This is a genomic window from Devosia sp., from assembly GCF_965229025.1.
Lineage (GTDB): Bacteria > Pseudomonadota > Alphaproteobacteria > Rhizobiales > Devosiaceae > Devosia_A.
Genome location: NZ_OZ245853.1, coordinates 3,145,412 through 3,163,062 on the forward strand (window position 1 = coordinate 3,145,412; position 17,651 = coordinate 3,163,062).

The 17,651-nt window shown below is 63.8% G+C and carries 15 protein-coding genes; 3 read left to right on the top strand and 12 right to left on the bottom strand.

Annotated features, from left to right (window positions below; all coding sequences use genetic code 11):
• Window positions 1–18: 18 nt before the first annotated feature.
• The 4 genes from ACO06J_RS15230 to rirA all read right to left on the bottom strand — a co-directional run bounded on the left by ACO06J_RS15230 (window position 19) and on the right by rirA (window position 3,685).
• Complete coding sequence (locus tag ACO06J_RS15230) at window positions 19–549, bottom strand: hypothetical protein (RefSeq protein ID WP_421761565.1); 531 nt, start codon at window positions 547–549, stop codon at window positions 19–21.
• Window positions 550–636: 87 nt separating this feature from the next.
• Entirely contained in the window at window positions 637–846 is a 210-nt protein-coding gene (locus ACO06J_RS15235; RefSeq protein WP_421761566.1) for a hypothetical protein, read from the bottom strand.
• 439 nt (window positions 847–1,285) lie between these two features.
• Window positions 1,286–3,094 carry an ABC-F family ATP-binding cassette domain-containing protein gene (locus ACO06J_RS15240; RefSeq protein ID WP_421761567.1) on the bottom strand — a complete coding sequence of 603 codons (1,809 nt, stop codon included), beginning with the start codon at window positions 3,092–3,094 and terminating at the stop codon, window positions 1,286–1,288.
• Window positions 3,095–3,208: 114 nt separating this feature from the next.
• Complete coding sequence (gene rirA, locus ACO06J_RS15245; RefSeq protein ID WP_421761568.1) at window positions 3,209–3,685, bottom strand: iron-responsive transcriptional regulator RirA; 477 nt, start codon at window positions 3,683–3,685, stop codon at window positions 3,209–3,211.
• Window positions 3,686–3,914: 229 nt separating this feature from the next.
• On the opposite strand from rirA, the gene ACO06J_RS15250 reads away from it, so the two are divergent.
• Window positions 3,915–4,937 carry an NAD-dependent epimerase/dehydratase family protein gene (locus ACO06J_RS15250; RefSeq protein ID WP_421761569.1) on the top strand — a complete coding sequence of 341 codons (1,023 nt, stop codon included), beginning with the start codon at window positions 3,915–3,917 and terminating at the stop codon, window positions 4,935–4,937.
• A gap of 3 nt (window positions 4,938–4,940) precedes the next feature.
• Here ACO06J_RS15250 and ACO06J_RS15255 read toward each other — a convergent pair whose 3' ends face one another.
• A complete protein-coding gene (locus ACO06J_RS15255) occupies window positions 4,941–5,987 on the bottom strand; it encodes an aldo/keto reductase (protein WP_421761570.1) in 1,047 nt (348 codons plus the stop codon).
• Window positions 5,988–6,187: 200 nt separating this feature from the next.
• On the opposite strand from ACO06J_RS15255, the gene ACO06J_RS15260 reads away from it, so the two are divergent.
• A complete protein-coding gene (locus tag ACO06J_RS15260) occupies window positions 6,188–8,689 on the top strand; it encodes a caspase family protein (RefSeq protein WP_421761571.1) in 2,502 nt (833 codons plus the stop codon).
• 70 nt (window positions 8,690–8,759) lie between these two features.
• Here ACO06J_RS15260 and ACO06J_RS15265 read toward each other — a convergent pair whose 3' ends face one another.
• Both ACO06J_RS15265 and ACO06J_RS15270 read right to left on the bottom strand, forming a co-directional pair.
• Window positions 8,760–9,860, bottom strand: coding sequence for an ATP-dependent DNA helicase (locus ACO06J_RS15265; RefSeq protein ID WP_421761572.1), 1,101 nt, complete (start codon window positions 9,858–9,860; stop codon window positions 8,760–8,762).
• Window positions 9,860–10,546, bottom strand: coding sequence for a fumarylacetoacetate hydrolase family protein (locus ACO06J_RS15270; RefSeq protein WP_421761573.1), 687 nt, complete (start codon window positions 10,544–10,546; stop codon window positions 9,860–9,862). Before ACO06J_RS15270 ends, ACO06J_RS15265 begins: the two co-directional genes overlap by 1 nt.
• Before the next feature lie 184 nt (window positions 10,547–10,730).
• Between ACO06J_RS15270 and ACO06J_RS15275 the strand changes: the two genes are divergently transcribed.
• Window positions 10,731–11,576, top strand: coding sequence for an alpha/beta hydrolase (locus tag ACO06J_RS15275; protein ID WP_421761574.1), 846 nt, complete (start codon window positions 10,731–10,733; stop codon window positions 11,574–11,576).
• An 18-nt stretch (window positions 11,577–11,594) separates the two neighbouring features.
• Here ACO06J_RS15275 and ACO06J_RS15280 read toward each other — a convergent pair whose 3' ends face one another.
• The 5 genes from ACO06J_RS15280 to ACO06J_RS15300 all read right to left on the bottom strand — a co-directional run bounded on the left by ACO06J_RS15280 (window position 11,595) and on the right by ACO06J_RS15300 (window position 17,610).
• Window positions 11,595–12,182, bottom strand: a complete 588-nt coding sequence (locus ACO06J_RS15280; protein ID WP_421761575.1) for a cation transporter — start codon at window positions 12,180–12,182, stop codon at window positions 11,595–11,597.
• Window positions 12,183–12,232: 50 nt separating this feature from the next.
• Entirely contained in the window at window positions 12,233–14,689 is a 2,457-nt protein-coding gene (gyrB, locus tag ACO06J_RS15285; protein WP_421761576.1) for a DNA topoisomerase (ATP-hydrolyzing) subunit B, read from the bottom strand.
• A 112-nt stretch (window positions 14,690–14,801) separates the two neighbouring features.
• Window positions 14,802–15,929 (bottom strand): DNA replication/repair protein RecF, encoded by a 1,128-nt coding sequence (gene recF / locus ACO06J_RS15290; protein WP_421761577.1) that lies wholly within the window; start codon window positions 15,927–15,929, stop codon window positions 14,802–14,804.
• Window positions 15,930–16,085: 156 nt separating this feature from the next.
• Window positions 16,086–17,204, bottom strand: coding sequence for a DNA polymerase III subunit beta (gene dnaN, locus ACO06J_RS15295; protein ID WP_421761578.1), 1,119 nt, complete (start codon window positions 17,202–17,204; stop codon window positions 16,086–16,088).
• A 220-nt stretch (window positions 17,205–17,424) separates the two neighbouring features.
• Window positions 17,425–17,610, bottom strand: a complete 186-nt coding sequence (locus ACO06J_RS15300) for a hypothetical protein (RefSeq protein ID WP_421761579.1) — start codon at window positions 17,608–17,610, stop codon at window positions 17,425–17,427.
• Between the last annotated feature and the right edge of the window lie 41 nt (window positions 17,611–17,651).

The following is a 17,651-nucleotide window of genomic DNA, read 5'->3' on the forward strand; positions in this document are numbered from 1 at the left end:
GCACAAGGTGCCGAAGATTTAAGCAGCGTGGGAATCGTCGCGAAGGACATTCACCCCGGTCAGCGCCGAACGCATGATCTCGAGCCGGCGGTACTGCCCGGGCCGGCGTTCGCTGGCCATCGACACGCGCCGGTTGGGCCCGAGATAGGCCGGGGTCTCGAAATAGACCTGGGTGTGGTCGATCAGCCGGGCGATGCGGACACGCACCCGCTCGCTGGTGAAGGGCATGGTGATGACGTCATCGAACCCCATCTCGATGCAGCTTGAGATCGCTTCGGTAGATGGGCTCTCGGCAAAATAGATCAGCGGCGAAAAGCGCAGCCTGCGGCTCGCGGAAAAGCGGATATCGTCAGCGACCGGCTTGAGGCTGGCGACGTTCGCGACTTCGGTGAACAGGAAAAACAGCAAGGGCGTCTGCTGCGATTGCGCCTCTGCTGCCGCCGGTCCGGCATAGGGCAACACGGTCGAAAATCCGAGCCCCTTGGCGATATGCGTCAAGGCGGCGCCCGGCCCGTCGGGCGGTCCTACGATATAGGCACAAGCCTTCATTGGTCGCGTCCCCGACCCCGATGCATTCCCGCCTCTATGCTTAGGGGGGGCGGGTTGCGGGCGCGTTAATGACAGAAAGCGTGCGGCTCAAGCCGCGCGCAAAAGGGCGTCGCGCACAGCGGCTTCCGCCGCCGCGATGCTGGCAAATATCTGGCCATCCACACTGAACGCATCGAGCTTGACCGCAAGAAAGCGGAAGCCTTCCTCGTGGGCCACGAGAACGCCCTTGGGCTGGCCGTCAATATCCACCGCAACGGGCTTTGCGCTATGGGGCTTTTCGAAATGGGCATGCTGCATGGAATACCTCCATCGGCCCGTCTCTGGGGACGGCCGGGGTGTTACCTGATGTGTGAGACGATGACGTGACAGAGGTCACATTCGTTTGGGTCGGTAACACCCTGAGGACTGACGTACCCATTTGCCGATAATCCGGGCGTGGAGTGCATGGCACAGTGCTTGATGCATGGTCGTCTCCTTCCGGTATTCGGCGGTCTGCCAGTTGAACCAATGGTACGAAAGTTAGTTCCGCACCGCAGCTATTTGGCGGCACAAAAATGTCCACCTCACGATCCTTGTAGGGCAATCTCGGCCGCTGCGAAATGCGGCTTAAGTCGACCTCAGGATGAGATGAAGCTAGCCGAGTCTGCCAGTCCCCGCCAGAGCAGGGGTTGCACGGGAAAACCGGCGCGGGAAATATTCGACCCTCCCCGTCCGCCAGCGCAGAATGGCGCTGCGGTCAGCCCTCAATGGTCTCGCGCAGCGCTTCCAGTTCCAGCCAGTCGGTCTCGGCCTTGTCGAGCGCTGCCCGCGCCGCATCGAGCTTCTTGCTGGTTTCGGCAAAGCGCTTGGGATCGCGCTGATAGAGCTTGGGGTCGGCAAGGCTCAGATCGAGCGCCTTGATCTCGGCACCGAGCCGCTCGATCTCTTTGGGCAGGGTTTCGAGCGCGTGCTTGTGCTTGAAGGTGAGCTTGGGCTTGCTCGTCGCCTGCGTCGTCGGTGCCAACGAGACCTGCCGGCCGCCGCGCGGCTTGCTCTGCGTCGTCGGCGCAGTGACGCCAAAGCCGCGCTGCACCACCATGTCGGAATAGCCGCCGGCATACTCGGTCCAGACGCCTTCGCCCTCGGCAACGATCACCGAGGTGGCGACACGATCGAGGAAGTCGCGATCATGGCTGACAAGGATCACAGTGCCCGGATAGTCCGCCAGCATTTCCTGCAGGAGGTCGAGCGTTTCAAGGTCGAGATCGTTGGTCGGCTCGTCGAGCACCAAAACGTTCGAGGGCAGCGCCAGCGCCCGCGCCAGTGCCAGTCGGCCGCGCTCCCCGCCCGAGAGCTTGCCCACCGCGGTACCGGCCTGCTCGGGGGTGAACAGGAAGTCCTTGAGGTAGCCCATGAAATGCTTGGGCGTGCCGTTGATCATCAGCGTGTCCGAACCGCCGCCGGTGATCGCCTGCTTCAGCGTCGTATCGTCGGTCAGTGAGGCGCGGCGCTGGTCGAGCGTGGCGAGCTGCAGGTTCGAACCCAGACGGATCTTCCCCGCATCGGGCTTGATCTCGCCGGTCAGGAGCTTGATCAGGGTGGTCTTGCCCGCGCCGTTGGCCCCGACAATCCCCACCCTGTCGCCCCGGATGATGCGGGTCGAGAAGTCCGCGACAATCGGCTTGTCGTAGCTCTTGAACACGCCCTCGGCCTCGGCGACGAGCTTGCCCGAGGTTTCGCCCTCCGACACCGAGATCTTCACCTCGCCGACGACGCGGCGCTGGTCGCGGCGTTCCTGGCGGAGGTTCGAGAGCCCCTCCAGCCGGCGCACATTGCGCTTGCGGCGTGCGGTGACTCCGTAGGTCAGCCAGTGCTCTTCACGCACGATCTGGCGGTCGAGCTTGTGGCGGTTGGTCTCTTCTTCCTCGAGCACGGTGTCCCGCCACTCTTCAAAGCCCGAAAAGCCCTTGTTGAGCCGGCGCGTCGCGCCGCGATCGAGCCAGACTGTCGAGCGCGTCAGATCGGCGAGAAAGCGCCGATCGTGGCTGATGATCACCAGCGCCGAGCGGATACTGGTGAGCTCAGCTTCCAGCCATTCGATGGCCGGCAGATCGAGATGGTTGGTGGGCTCATCGAGCAGGATGATATCGGGCTCGGGCGCGAGTACGCGCGCGAGGGCCGCACGGCGCGCCTCACCACCCGAAAGCCGCATCGGGTCCTCGGTGCCGCTGAGGCCAAGGGCGTTGAGCAGATAGGTCGAGCGATAGTGATCGTCGCCCGCCTGCATCCCCGCCTCGACATATTCGAGCGTCGTCGGAAAGCCCGAAAGGTTGGGCTCCTGCGCAAGATAGCGGATGGTGGCGCCGGGCTGCAGGAACCGCCGTCCGCCATCGGCCTCGATCTGGCCCGCCGCGATCTTCAGCAGCGTCGACTTGCCCGACCCGTTACGCCCGACCAGCGCGACCTTTTCCCCCGGCAGCAACGAGAGTTCGGCGTTCTCCAGCAGCTGGGTCGACCCCAGCGTCAGGCGGATTTGTTGCAAGGCGAGGATGGGCGCGGCGGCCATAAGCAGTTCCAATCGAGGGATCGGGCCGCATAGAGCACGTGAGGGCGTGAAGATCAACGCGCGGCTGCCGCGCGCCAAGTGCAGGGCGGCTCTGGCGCCGTGCAGCGCGGCCGGTTAGTGGGCGGCCTCGGCGATCAGCACCGGCTCCATGTCCTCGAACCTGAGGCCCAGCCGGTCCCGTAGCGAGCGGCGTTTGCTGGCAAGATCGGCTATGGTGTAGCTGTCGAGCACGTTGAAGAACGCGCCCAGCGCCTCGCGCAGCGCCGAGTTGACGTCGCAATTGTCGACCAGCGGGCACGACACATCGCCACCCTCGAAGCACTCCGCCATGGCAAAGTTCTCTTCAGTCAGCTTGATCGTATCGAGCAGCGTGATGTCCTCGGCGGGACGGCCCAGCTTGATGCCGCCACGGCGGCCACGCACCGTCTCGATCAGCCCGGCCTCGACCAGCGGCTTGATCAGCTTGAACAGGAACAGCTCGGAAATCGCATGCGCCTTTGCAATGTCGGCAACACGGCTCAGCCCCGGCTCATTGACCGCACAATAGATCAGGGTGCGGATGGCGTAGCTGGACTGGCGGGTCAATCGCATAAAGTCTCTCCAAAATTGCGGCCTTTGGGCCGCAATGATCCCCGAACCTGACGCCACGCTGAAGCTACGCGCTCGATCTGCAGCCCGGATCACTGGTTGGCAGTTTATAACGGTTCTAAGATACGTCAAGTAAACTTGATCGTCATGTTCAGGATTTTTGCTGACCCAGCGCACTGAACCACCTCTTCCGTCGTCCCGTAATTTCAGCATCGTTGAGCGGGGCAGCAGGATGGCAGACCAGGTTCTGGTGACGGGCATCGGTGGGTTCATAGGCCTTCACGTTGCGCTGGGGCTGCTCCAGGCCGGGCATCAGGTCCGCGGTACACTGCGCGATCCGGCAAGGGGCAAGGACATTCGCGATGCCCTTGCGGCGGCGGGTGGAGACATCAGCCGTCTCCGCCTGATCGTTGCCGATCTCGGTGATACCCGCGCCTGGCGTGAAGCCGTCGAAGGCTGCCGCTATGTCCAGCACGTTGCCTCGCCCTTCCCCATGCGGCAACCCAGCGGCCGCGAAGCTCTGGTCGATGCCGCGCGGGACGGCACGATCAACGTTGTCGAGGCGGCGCTCGGCGCCGGGGTCGAGCGCATCGTTGTCACCTCGTCGATCGTCACCATGATGTATCGCGCCGGCCGGCCCGGCCGGATCAGAGTCGGTGAGACCGACTGGACCGACCCAGAATGGCGCGGGCTCTCGCCCTACATCGTTTCCAAAACGCGGGCCGAGCTGGCGCTTTGGGAACGCCTGAAGAGTTGGGGGGCATCCGAGCGCGTCGTGACGATCCACCCCGGCCTCGTTCTCGGGCCACTGCTGAGTGACAGTTTTGGGACCTCGGTGGGCCTCATCGCGCTGCTTCTGGGTGGCAAATATCCAGCGCTTACGCCGGTCAGCTATGCGGTAGCCGATGTCAGGGACGTCGCCGAACTGCACATTCGCGCCATGACGCAACCCGGCCTCGGTGCTCGCCGGCTGATCGCCGCAGCCGATACGCTCAGCCTCTTTGAAATCGCGGATATCCTGCGCGAGGCCCTTGGCCCCGAGGCGCAAAAGATTCCGCGTCGGGTCCTACCCGGGCTTTTGGTCCGGGCGATTGCGCTCGTTGATCCGGCTGTTCGGGCGGTGACACCTGACCTCGGCACGGTGCCTTTGGCCGAAACCGGCTATGTCACGGCTGCGACGGGGCAGGTTTTCCGCCCGGCACGCGACGCAGTGGTCGCGGCCGGACAGAGTCTTGTTGCGCGCCGACTGATCTAGCGATCAATTGCCGATATAGGGCTGATGCAGAAGCAAGTCGGCTTCGCCCATGCGGTCGGTGGCCGTAAACTGCTGATGCCAATACGGGTAGGGCAGGTTGGGCTGGCTCACCTTGTCGAGTTTGGCGACGTCGTCGGCGGTGAGCACAAGGCTCGCCGCCTTCAGGTTGTCTTCAAGCTGCGCCATAGAGCGCGCGCCGATGATCACCGAGGCGACCAGCGGGCGCTGCAGCAGCCAGGCGAGCGACACCTGCGCCCCGGATACGCCATGCGCGCCCGCAACTTCGTTGATCACATCGACGATGTCCCAGAGTTTGCCCACATCATAGATCGGCGGCTCGCGGAAGCCCGCCACCTGCCGCCCGCTCTCGGGCTTTGAATGCCGGGTGTACTTGCCCGACAACCACCCGCCGGCGAGCGGGGACCACACCAGAACACCCACGCCCTGGTCGATTCCGAGCGGGATCAGCTCGAACTCGGCCTCGCGCGAATAGAGCGTGTAGTGGATCTGCTGGGCGACGAAGCGCTGGTAGTGCGCGGCATCGGCGACCCCCAGGGCCTTCATCAAATGCCAGGCGGAAAAGTTCGAGCAGGCGGCGTAACGAATTTTGCCCTGCTTGACCAAGGTATCGAGCGCCTCAACCGTCTCATCGAGTGGAGTAAGGCCATCCCATTCATGCACATGGTAGATATCGATCACGTCGGTCTTCAGCCGCTTCAGCGAATTCTCCGCCTCGCGGATGATGTGCCAGCGGCTGAGGCCCCGGTCATTGGGGCCGGCGCCCATCGGAAAGCGCACCTTGGACGAGATCAGCAGCCGGTCGCGGCGGCCATCGGTCAGCGCCTCGCCCATCATGGTCTCGGCCTTGCCGGCATTGTAGACGTTGGCAGTGTCGATCAGGTTGATTCCGTGGTCGAGGCACACATCGATCTGGCGCTGCGCGTCCTTCAGTTCGGTGTCGCCCCAACTGCCGTCATTGCCAAACGTGACGGTGCCCATCGAGAGCGCGGAAACCTTGAGGCCGGATCGGCCGAGCAGTCGATAGTCCATTATGTCCTCCAGAAATTATCGCGAAGCGGTCTTGTTATTGCGGCAAACCCTAGAACAGGCTGCTCGTATTGGGGAGTCATCGTGATGTAGCGCTTTGGGATCAGGCTCGATCACGAGCGCGCGACACACGGGCGATAGATGGACTCAAATACATAGTCTTTGCTAGCATTTGCAGGGGCGTCAGGGGAGACTTGAGGGTTATGCGGATCAACGGCTTGGGCAAGCTCATCGGCGCGGCATTTCTGATGCTGTTTTTGTCGCTGCAACCGGCGCTGGCGCAGACCCAGCAGGAGCGCTCCGACCAGGCCTTTGCCGCCTTCAACAAGGGCGACTACGACAAGGCCTACAGTCTCGCCCGGCCCCTCGCCGATGAAGGATTTGTCGATGGCCAGACGCTCGTTGCCTATCTCTACGAGATCGGCGGGGGCGTGAAGCAGTCCTACGAGCAGGCGCTCAAGTGGTACCACAAGGCCGCTGACCAGGGCTCGGACTACGCCGAAAACGCCATCGGGGTCTATTACGACAACGGCACGGGAGTCGCAGAAGACGATGCGGAGGCCTTCAACTGGTACCAGAAGGCCGCCGACAAGGGGAACCACGACGCCGAAAACAACCTCGGCTACGCTTACGAGGCCGGCGCCGGCGTCGAGCAGGACCTGACGGAAGCGGTCAAGTGGTATCGCAAAGCCGCGGAAAGCGGCAATCCGCTGGCACAGTCGAACTTTGGCAACATGTTCGCCTATGGCCGCGGCATCGATCAGGACCAGACCGAGGCACTGCGCTGGTTCCGCAAGGCGGCTGCCCAGGGCAATGCGGCTGGCCAGTCCAACCTCGCCTTTGCCTACGAGACCGGGGCCGGGGTCAAGCAGGATTACGACGAGGCGCTGCGCTGGTACCGGATCTCCGCCGAGCAGGGCAATACCTTCGCCCTCAACGCCATCGGTATCTTTTACGACAACGGCTACGGCGTCGACAAAGACCCGGCCGAAGCCCTGAGCTGGTATCAGAAGGCGGCCGATGCCGGCTCGCTAGATGGCATGAACAATGTGGGGTTTGCCTACGAGACCGGCCGCGGCGTCGATCAGGACTATGCCGAAGCGCTGCGCTGGTACGGGCAAGCGGCGGCGGCTGGCAGCGCCTGGGGCCAGAACGCCATGGGCGTGATGTACCAGAACGGCCGTGGCGTCGATGTCGACCTCAAGACCGCATTCGACTGGTACATGCAGGCAGCCCAGCAGGGCCATCCCGATGGCGAGAACAATGTCGGCTACATGTACGACCTCGGGCTCGGGGTCGACCAGGACTCGGTGGAAGCCGTACGCTGGTATCGCGCCGCCGCCGAGCAGGGCATGGCGCGGGCGCAGAACAATCTCGGCATCATGTATGCCGACGGTACCGGCGTCGATCAGGACCTCGCCGAGGCCGTGAACTGGTATCGGAAGGCCGCCGAGCAGAACCTCCCCGAAGGCCAGAACTCGATGGGCTATGCCTACGATCTCGGGCTCGGGGTCGATCAGGACCAGACCGAAGCGGTCAAATGGTACCGCGCCGCCGCCGACCAGGGTTTTATGGTCTCTCAATCCAACCTCGGCTCGATGTATGCCGATGGCACCGGCGTCCCCGAGGACGACACCGAGGCGGTCAGCTGGTGGCAGAAGGCGGCCGACCAGAGTTACGCGCCCGCGCAGCGCAAGCTCGGCAATGCCTATGCCTATGGCGAGGGAGTCACCAAGGACCCGGCCGAGGCCGTAAAGTGGTGGACGCTTGCCGCCAACCAGGGCGACACCGACGCGCAGATCGCGCTCGCCTCCGCCTATGAGCGCGGCGAAGGCGTCAAGGCCGACCTCAAGGAATCAAAGCGCTGGAAGGAACTCGCCGGCGGCGACACCGCCAGCGTCGATTTCGGCGCAACCGACGTGGCGGCGAGTTCCGGCTGCGACGTGACCGGCATCCCGCAGGTCAAGCCGGACGAAGTCCGTGTCGCTCTGGTGATCGGAAATTCCGCCTACCAGAACGCCCCGGCCCTCCCCAATCCTACCTGCGATGCCCAAGCCATGGCGCAGATGCTGACGCTGCTTGGTTTCAAGGTGACGCTCGGCACCGATCTCGACAAGGCCGGCATGGAAGCAAAGGCGCGCGATTTCGCCAAGGCCGCGGCCAATGCCAGCACGTCACTGTTCTTTTATGCCGGCCACGGGCTGCAGGTCGATGGACACAACTACCTAGTGCCGGTCGATGCGCGGGTCGAGGACGCCACGTCGATCAGCTTTGAGCTACTCGATATCGAAAAGATCACCAGCTTCATGACCGGCTTTGACAATGCGACCGGCAAGGAGAAGGTGGCGATCATCCTCCTCGATGCGTGCCGCGATAACCCGTTCGCCTCCACCCTCAAGCGCAGCCTCAGCGCCTCGCGCTCGACCTCGGTCGAAAAAGGCCTTGCGGCCGTCGGCGATGGCGGCGGCATGATCATCGGCTTTGCCACCGCCCCCGGCGATGTCGCGGCCGACGGCGAGGGCGACCACAGCCCCTTCACCACCGCGCTCATCGAAGAACTCCCCACGCCCGGCGTCGAATTCCAGACCCTGATGACCCGCGTCAAAGCCAAGGTCGTCGAAATGACCCGCAAGAAGGAACGCCCCCAGCGCCCCTGGACCAATTCCGACCTGACCTCGGAGTTTTACCTCGTGCCGGCGAGCTAACCGATACCGCAGTCGTCTCCCTCCCCCTCGTGGGGAGGGATCAAGGGTGGGGGGCCACACGCGCCGGCTTCTACGTCACCACCGTGATCTTCTCACTCGCCCGCGTCACCGCCGTGTACAGCCATCGGCTCCTCTCCTCGCGGAACACGTAGCTCTCGTCAAAGAGATAGACATTGTCCCACTGCGAGCCCTGCGCCTTGTGCACGGTGAGGCAGTAGCCGAAGGTGAACTCGTCGAACTGGCGGCGCTCGGGCCAGCTCAGCGCGTCTTCCTCGCCTGAAAAGAACGCGGCGTGGGTCACCACTTTGGCCTGCGCCTTCGATTTGCCACTGGTCGGCTCATCGGGATCGAGGGTCATCGAAAACCGCGTGGTATTGCGCCTTTTCACTTCCGCGGCGATCCAGATCTGCCCGTTCAGCAGCTTTTTGACCGGGTTGTTCCTCAAACACACCAGCCGGTCGCCCACCACCGGCTCGTGACGCGGCAAGAGCTTCAACTCGCGCAGCCGGTCGTTATAGGCAACGCGCGTCTTGTTGCGCCCGGCCAGCACCTGGTCGGCTTCCAGCACCGCATCGCGATCGACCTCGGAGCGCGGGATCACGAGGCTCTCACCATAGCGGCCGTGCTCGAGGTAGCCGCCCTCGCGGATCTCCATCGACATGCGGATGATCGGGTTATCCGCCGCCTGCCGGTGGATTTCGGTCAGCATGTAATCAGGCTCATCGGCAGTGAAAAACCCGGCGCCCTGCACCGGCGGCAGCTGGAACGGATCGCCCAGCACCAGCACCTTGGTGCCAAAGCTCAGCAGGTCCCGGCCCAACTGCTCGTCGACCATCGACACCTCATCGATGACGATCAGGTCCGCCGTCGCCGCCTCGCTCTCGGGGTCGATGGCGAACTTGGGCTCGCCGTCCTTTTCGCTCACCAGCGCATAGATGAGGCTATGGATAGTCGAGGCACCACGCGCCCCGTATTTCCGCATCACCATCGCTGCCTTGCCGGTGAAAGCGGCGTATTTGACCGATTTCACGCCCTGCGCCAGATGTCGCGCCAGCGTCGATTTGCCAGTCCCGGCCCAGCCGAACAGACGGAAGACCTGCGGGCCGTCCTTGTCCTTGAGCCAACGCGAGACCGCCTGCAGCGCCTCATCCTGTTGTGGAGACCATTCCATCAGCTTATCGTGGTCGAAACCGTGCCGATACCGGCGATCGTGCCTTCCAGCCGGTCGCCTTTCACCACCGCCGAGACCCCCGCGGGCGTGCCCGTGAAGATCAGGTCACCTGGGAAGAGTTCAAAGTATTTCGAGAGCTCGGCAATCACATGGGCGAGGTCCCAGATCATGTCGGCGATATCGCCCGACTGGCGCATCTCGTCATTGACCTTGAGCTCGATCCGCCCGCGCAGCGGCAGTGGCACCGCGGACGCCTTCACCAGCGTGCCGATGGGCGCCGAATGGTCAAAGCCCTTGGCAATCTCCCAGGGCTTTGCCGCCTTTTTAGCCCAGGCCTGCAGGTCGCGCCGCGTCAGGTCGATGCCGGCGGCATAGCCCCAGACATGGGTCAGCGCGTCTTCGACCGCGATATCCTTGCCGCCGGTACCGATCGCCGCCACCAGCTCAATCTCATGGTGAAAGTTCGCGGTCTGGCTTGGATACGCTACCGAAGCGCCGTCGAGCACCAGCGCATCGGCGGGCTTTGAAAAGAAAAACGGCGGTTCGGCATTAGGGTCGTGCCCCATCTCGCGCGCGTGCTCGGCATAGTTCCGTCCCACGCAATAGACCCGGCGCACCGGAAACAGCCCGCCCCCCGAAACCGGGACGGCAACCTGCGGCGGCGGCGAAATGACGTAGTTCGGCATGATCGATCCCAGCACTGATTGCGGCGACCCTACAAGAATCGGCGCAAGTACAAAATGAGAACTTTGCCGAAAAGCACAATGCCCACCGCACTCGACATCTCTCAGGGACAAATCTCACCTGCGCCGCACGACAGAGGCGACAAGCCCGCCCGTTTTCGCCAAGATCGGCGCAGCGAGGACTCCTATGACCGATATCGATCCCTTCATGATCCGGGCGCTGGTGCCCGATTTCGACGCCCTCAATGCCGGGTTCGTGCGCGACAGCATGACGAGCCGCGCGGGCCACCGCAGCACCCTCGACCTGCCCTATGGCGATCAACCACGCCAGCGGCTCGACCTGTTCTTTCCGCCCGAACTCAAGGCGCCGGCGCCGATCCATGTGTTCATCCACGGCGGCTACTGGCGTGCCAACGGCAAGGAGAATTTCTCCCTGATGGCCGACACCATCCTCGCCGAGGGGGCTATCGCCGCGATCGTCCAGTACACGCTGATCCCCAGCGGGGCGCGCATGGCGCAACTGGTCAACGAGGTGCGGAGCGCTGTCACCTGGCTCGCCACTCACGCACACGAGTTCGGTGGCGACGGCACGCGCATTTCCGCCACCGGGCACTCAGCCGGGGCGCACCTTGCCTCTTACCTTGCCGCCAAAGCCCCGCACGAGCACAGCTTTCCGGCGACGCCTGTCCGCTCACTGCTGCTGGTCAGTGGCATCTATGATCTGAGGCCGATCACCACGAGCTTCCTCCAGCCCGAACTCAATCTGACCGACGAAGAGGTCGCCAACTTCTCGCCGCTCGAGGCCGAACAACGGCACGGCCCGCGCGTCGTCCTCGCCGTCGGCCAGGACGAAACCCCGCCCTTTCACCAGCAGGCGCAAGACCTCTGCTTCGCCGCCGCCCGCCGCAACATCGCCATCGAACGCCTTACCATTCCCCACCACAACCACGTCAGCATCGTTCGCGACCTTGCGCTGCCGGGCACACGGATGGCGGGGCTGATCGCAGAGTGCATCGCGGTGTCGCGGGAATAGCGTCCGGCGGTTCAGACGTTACGAGACGGCGTCATGCTCCTCGCGGACCGCTTCCCAGACTTCGCGGGCCGCGTCGATGTTCATGGCGGCAATGGCGAGGCCGACGATGACGTCCGGCCAGACGGAGGACCACACATAGGCCGTCGCCAATCCTGCAGCGATGATCGCGACATTGGCGATGGCGTCATTGCGGGCAGAAAGAAAGGCCGCGCGGGTCAGGCTGCCGCTATGTTCGCGGAAGCGGGCGAGGAGAAATGCGCAGGAGAGGTTGATCACCAGCGCCCCGCCGCCCGTGAGCGACAGGATGAAGGGCTCGGGCGGCACGGGGTGCGAGAACTTGCCATAGAGCGCCCAGAGCAGGGCCAGCGCTGGCACCAGGAGGATACCGGCAAGCACCATCCCAACCCGCGCCCGGGTACTCGCCGCCCAGGCGAGGGCAAAAAAGATCAAGAGGTTGACCGACGCGTCTTCAAGGAAATCGACGCTGTCGGCGAACAGCGACACCGAGCCGATGGCGAGACCCACAGCAAACTCGATGCCAAAGTAGCCGAGGTTGAGCAGTGCAACAATGAGCACAACCCGGCGAAGGGCACTCTGGTCAGCCATGCCGGGTCACCCTTGCGACGCCTGAGCGCCCGTTGCGCTCAGGCTCACCGCTAGACGTCCAGATTCGCGACGTTGAGCGCGTTGTCCTGGATGAAGTCGCGGCGGGGTTCGACGAGGTCGCCCATCAGTTCGGAGAACAGCCGGTCGTTGTCGTCGCTGTCCTTGACCTGCACCTGCAGCAGCGTGCGGACGTTCGGGTCGAGCGTTGTTTCCCACAGCTGGCTGGGGTTCATTTCGCCGAGGCCCTTGTAGCGCTGCAGCGAGACGCCCTTGCGGCCGACGCCGGTGACGGTCTGGAACAGCGAGGAGGGCCCAAAGATGTCCCAGCTCTGGTCCTTGCGGGTCAACTTGGCCACGCCGCCATAGAGGTCGTCGAGCCTGTCGACGAACTGCCGGATGCGGCGCGCATCGGCGCTGGCGAGCAGTTGCGCATCGACAGCATGGGTTTCCATCACGCCGCGCACGGTGCGCGAAAAGCGCAATCCGCCCTGCCCGTCACTCTCGCCGGCCCAGCCGCGCTCGACCTCGTCGGAAATCCGGTCGAGCCGGCGCGCCACGCGCGTTGCGGTCTCGATGGCCTTTTGCGGATCGGACAGCAGATCCGGATCGAGTGCGCCGACAATCGCTGCCTGCTCGATGATCGAGCGGTTGTAGCGGGTGTTGAGCCCCTCGATGGCGTGAACGATCTCGCGGGCCTGCCGGATGATCGACAGCAGGTCCTCGCCGGCATGGGTCATGCCGTCGCGAGTGGCGAGCACGGCATCTTCGCCGCCGGTGTTGATCAGGTAGTCCTCGAGCGAGCGCTCGTCTTTCAGATACTGCTCGGACTGGCCGCGCTTGATCTTATAGAGCGGCGGCTGGGCGATATAGACGTGCCCGCGATCCACCAGTTCGCGCATCTGCCGATAAAAGAACGTCAGCAGCAGGGTGCGGATATGGGCGCCGTCAACGTCGGCGTCCGTCATGATGATGATCTTGTGGTAGCGGAGCTTTTCGATATTGAACTCTTCGCGCCCGATCGAGGTGCCGAGCGCCATCACCAGGTTGCCGATCTGCTCGGAACCCAGCATGCGGTCAAACCGCGCGCGCTCAACGTTCAAAATCTTGCCGCGCAACGGCAACACCGCCTGGTTGCCACGATCGCGGCCCTGCGTCGCGGAGCCACCGGCGGAGTCACCCTCGACGAGGAACAATTCCGACTTGGCGGGGTCCTTTTCCGAGCAATCCTTGAGCTTGCCGGCGAGGAAGTTGACGTCCAGCGCCGATTTGCGGCGGGTCAGTTCACGCGCCTTGCGCGCGGCTTCGCGGGCCATCGCCGCCTCAGCCACCTTGCCGACGACGACCTTGGCTTCCATCGGATGCTCTTCAAGCCATTGCTGCAGCTTGTCGTTGACGCCGTTCTCAACCACCGGCCGCACTTCGGACGAGACCAGCTTGTCCTTGGTTTGGCTAGAGAACTTCGGGTCAGGCACCTTCACCGACAGCACGCAGGTCAGCCCTTCGCGGGTGTCATCGCCAGTGAGCGAGACCTTTTCGCGCTTCAGGATGCCGCTTGATTCCGCATAGGAGGTCACCTGCCGGGTGAGCGCGGCGCGGAGGCCCGCCAGGTGCGTACCACCATCGCGCTGCGGGATGTTGTTGGTGAAGCACAGCACGTTCTCGTGGTAGCTGTCGTTCCACCACATGGCGACCTCGACCGTCATGCCGTCCTTTTCGGATTTCAGCATGATCGGGTTCGAAATCAGCGGCGTCTTGGCATTATCGAGATACCGCACGAACGCCTCGAGCCCGCCTTCGTAATGCAGCTCCACTTCGACATGCTCGGGATGCCGCTGGTCGCGGAGGAAAATGCGGACGCCCGAATTGAGGAAGGCCAGTTCGCGCAAGCGATGTTCGAGCGTCTTGTAGTCGAACTCCACCATGGTGAAGGTTTCGGCGGACGGGGTGAAGGTCACCTCGGTGCCGCTGCGGCCTTCAAACGTGCCAGGCGTGTTACGCGGCACATAGGTGCCGACCTGCTCCAGCGGCGCATCGGCGACGCCGTGCGTGAAGCCCATCTCGAAAACCTTGCCGTCGCGACGGATGTTGAGTTTCAGCGCGATCGACAGCGCGTTGACCACCGAGACGCCCACGCCGTGGAGGCCGCCCGAAACCTTGTAGGAATTCTGGTCGAACTTACCGCCCGCATGCAGCTGGGTCATGATGACCTCGGCCGCCGAGACGCCCTCTTCTTTGTGGATATCGGTCGGGATGCCGCGGCCGTTGTCGTTCACCGACACCGAACCATCAGCATTGAGCGTCACCGTCACGAGGTCGGCATGGCCTGCCAGCGCTTCGTCGATGGCGTTGTCGACCACCTCATAGACCATGTGGTGCAGGCCCGAGCCGTCATCGGTATCGCCGATATACATGCCGGGGCGCTTGCGCACTGCATCGAGGCCCTTAAGGACCTTGATCGAGTCGGCGCCATATTCGTTCGGATCGTAGGGGGTCTCGGAGGTGCTCAAATCGGTCCCGAATCAGGTCAGCTTTTCCGCTCGAATCGGTCTAGCGGAATGACCGTCGATACCCAAGCCAAATGGCTATTTTGAGCCCGTTTTACAAGGCTTAGAGCCTATTTCAGCCGGGCTCGCGGCTGAGCCGCCCATCCCGCACCGTTACCCGCTGTGCGTCATCGCGCAGCGCCTCGAACAGCATCGGGTCCGTGCCGGTCATGAAGCACTGCGTGCCCAGTCCGTCCAGCGCCGAAAACAGCGCCGCGCGGCGGCCCGGATCGAGGTGGGCGGCGATCTCGTCGAGGAGGAGGAATGGCGCGATTCCCGCCGTACGCCGCGTCAGGCGGGCATTGGCGAGGATCAGCCCGACCAGCAATGCCTTCTGCTCCCCGGTAGAGCCCAAAGCCGCCGGCATGTCCTTTTGGGCGTGCCGCACCTCGAAATCGACGCGATGCGGTCCCGTCAATGTCCGCCCAGCCGCCCGGTCGATACCGCGCGATCTGGCCCATAGGGCCCGCAATTCCCGCTCGAGTTCGGAAGAGGATTCCGGCGCGTGCCGGTCCTCGAACAGCGGCGTCAGCGCCAGGCAGGCGGCCGGGAAATTCTGGTCATCGAGGCTCTCAAGGATCAGCGCCTGCAGTTCGGTGATCGAATCCACCCGCGCAAAATGCATCGCCGCCGCGCGCTCGGCCATCTGCGCCTCGATCGCCCCGATCCAGAGCGGATCGGCATCCTCCTCGAGCAGCCGGTTGCGCTGGCGCATGGCCTTTTCGTATTCCGACACCGTCGCCGAATGGCCGGGGATCAGGGTGGTCACCAGCCGGTCGAGAAATCGCCGCCGCTCGCTCGCTGGTCCGGTGAACAGCCCATCCATCGCCGGCGTCAGCCAGAGGACGCGGAGATAGGCGCTCATTTCCTCGATGGTTTTGGCATTGGCGCCATTGATGCGCACGCGGCGGCCGGTTTCCCCGGCATTGAGCCCGGTGCCGATATCGACCGGCCCCTCCGGCACCTCCACCGTCGCCGCGACCGCCCAGGCCCCGTCAGAGCCCTGCGCCGCGACCTCCTCGAAGCTTGCCCCGCGCAGTCCCCTGCCGGGCGTCAGCATGGAGATCGCCTCGAGCAGATTGGTCTTTCCCGCCCCGTTCGGCCCCACCAGCACCAGATGCCGCCCATCGAGATCGAGGGCGGCACTCGCATAATTGCGAAAATGGCTGAGCCGCAGCCGGGAAATGTATCGGGATGGGATCATGAAGGCGGCAACGGCCTCCGGTTCTCCCCTCTCCCCTTGAGGGAGAGGGTGGCCGCGCAGCGGCCGGGTGAGGGGAAGTCGATGAGCGAAGACGTCCCCTCATCCGCCTCGCGAAGGCTCCGCACCTTCTCCCTCAAGGGGAGAAGGAAGAAAGGGCTAAACCCGCATCGGCATCAGCACATAGAGCGCCTTGGCCTCGCCGTCCTCTTTCACCAGCGTAGGCGAGCCGGCATCGTTGAACATGAAGACCGCGTTTTCCGAGCGGATCTGCGCCAAAATATCGAGAAGGTAGCGCGCATTGAAGCCGATCTCGAAGCTCTCGGGCTCGAACTCCACGGCCAGCTCTTCGCTCGCCGTGCCGTGGTCCGGATTGGTGACCGAAAGCTCCAGTTGCCCCGCCTTCATCTGCAGCTTCACCGCCTTGCCGCCGCGCTCGGACGCAATGGTCGAGACGCGGTCGACGGCAATCGCAAAGCTCGAACGATCGACGTTCATCTGCTTGTCGTTGTTCTTGGGCGTCACCCGCTCATAGTCGGGAAAGGTGCCCTCGATCAGCTTCGACAACAGCACGACGCTGCCCAGCGTGAAGCGGATCTTGGTGTCTGAAATCTCGATCGCCACGTCGCCATCGGCGCCATCGAGAAGCTTCTGCACTTCCGAAACGGTCTTTTTGGGCACGATGATGCCCGGCATGCCCTTGGCTCCCGCAGGAGCCGCTGCGTCGGCGCGCGCGAGGCGGTGGCCGTCGGTCGCCACGGCGCGCAGCGTCAGCTCGCCGCCAACCTCCAGCGCCTGCACGTAGATGCCGTTGAGGTAGTAGCGCGTCTCTTCGTTGGAGATCGCGAACTGGGTGCGCTCGATCAGCTCGCGAAAGGTCGCGGCCGGTACCGAGAAATTGTGGGTGAACGTGCCCGATTTGAGATCGGGAAAGCTGTCGGGCGAAATGCAGGCGAGGTGGAAGCGCGAGCGCCCGGAGGTCAGCAGCAGCTGCTCGGTGCCCTCGTTTTCGAGCCGCACTTCGGCGCCATCGGAGAGCTTGCGCACGATTTCATAGAGGGTGTGCGCCGGCACCGTCGTCGTTCCGGCCGTCCCCACCATGGCGGGCACGCTTTCGGTCACTTCGATATCGAGGTCGGTGGCGCGCAGGTCGAGCTTGCCATCACTGGCCTTGAGCAGCACGTTGGCGAGAATGGGGTAGGTATTGCGCCGCTCCACCACGCGATGCACGTGGCTTAGCGACTTGAGCAGATGATTGCGCTCGAGAGTGACTTTCATAAACTCAATTTCCCTACCGCTCGCCGCCCCGTGGACAGCCCGAAACCCCGGTGAAACCGGGCTGCGACATTTGCAAGGGTGGCGACAAAAGGCAAGGGCGCGCCAACGGCCAGAGGCCCGGCGTCCCCGAATATTTCGCCCACAAGGCGCCAGCAGCGTTTCCGGGAAAAGTGGCAACGGTTTTCCGGTTCGGAAACGCAGCAAGGCAAAGACTGAAGCGCTAGTTCCGGCCGTTCAGGGCCGTCTCCATCGCTTCCAGCCGCCGCTCGGTCTCCTCGACATCGAGACGCCGCAGCATCTCATGCCAGGCCCGATCGGCCGGCTCGGCCTCTGCCTCAATATGGCCCCTAAGGTCGAGCCGCTTCAGGCTCTTCCCGATACGCAACAGCAAACGCGGTTTTACCACGACGCATCCCCGACTTACGCAACAACGGACAAACAGGCCCG

Coding starts and splice junctions, on each gene's coding strand:
- ACO06J_RS15230 (WP_421761565.1), bottom strand. CDS start 549: ATGAAGGCTTGTGCCTATATCGTAGGACCGCCCGACGGGCCGGGCGCC.
- ACO06J_RS15235 (WP_421761566.1), bottom strand. CDS start 846: ATGCAGCATGCCCATTTCGAAAAGCCCCATAGCGCAAAGCCCGTTGCG.
- ACO06J_RS15240 (WP_421761567.1), bottom strand. CDS start 3,094: ATGGCCGCCGCGCCCATCCTCGCCTTGCAACAAATCCGCCTGACGCTG.
- rirA (WP_421761568.1), bottom strand. CDS start 3,685: ATGCGATTGACCCGCCAGTCCAGCTACGCCATCCGCACCCTGATCTAT.
- ACO06J_RS15250 (WP_421761569.1), top strand. CDS start 3,915: ATGGCAGACCAGGTTCTGGTGACGGGCATCGGTGGGTTCATAGGCCTT.
- ACO06J_RS15255 (WP_421761570.1), bottom strand. CDS start 5,987: ATGGACTATCGACTGCTCGGCCGATCCGGCCTCAAGGTTTCCGCGCTC.
- ACO06J_RS15260 (WP_421761571.1), top strand. CDS start 6,188: ATGCGGATCAACGGCTTGGGCAAGCTCATCGGCGCGGCATTTCTGATG.
- ACO06J_RS15265 (WP_421761572.1), bottom strand. CDS start 9,860: ATGGAATGGTCTCCACAACAGGATGAGGCGCTGCAGGCGGTCTCGCGT.
- ACO06J_RS15270 (WP_421761573.1), bottom strand. CDS start 10,546: ATGCCGAACTACGTCATTTCGCCGCCGCCGCAGGTTGCCGTCCCGGTT.
- ACO06J_RS15275 (WP_421761574.1), top strand. CDS start 10,731: ATGACCGATATCGATCCCTTCATGATCCGGGCGCTGGTGCCCGATTTC.
- ACO06J_RS15280 (WP_421761575.1), bottom strand. CDS start 12,182: ATGGCTGACCAGAGTGCCCTTCGCCGGGTTGTGCTCATTGTTGCACTG.
- recF (WP_421761577.1), bottom strand. CDS start 15,929: ATGATCCCATCCCGATACATTTCCCGGCTGCGGCTCAGCCATTTTCGC.
- dnaN (WP_421761578.1), bottom strand. CDS start 17,204: ATGAAAGTCACTCTCGAGCGCAATCATCTGCTCAAGTCGCTAAGCCAC.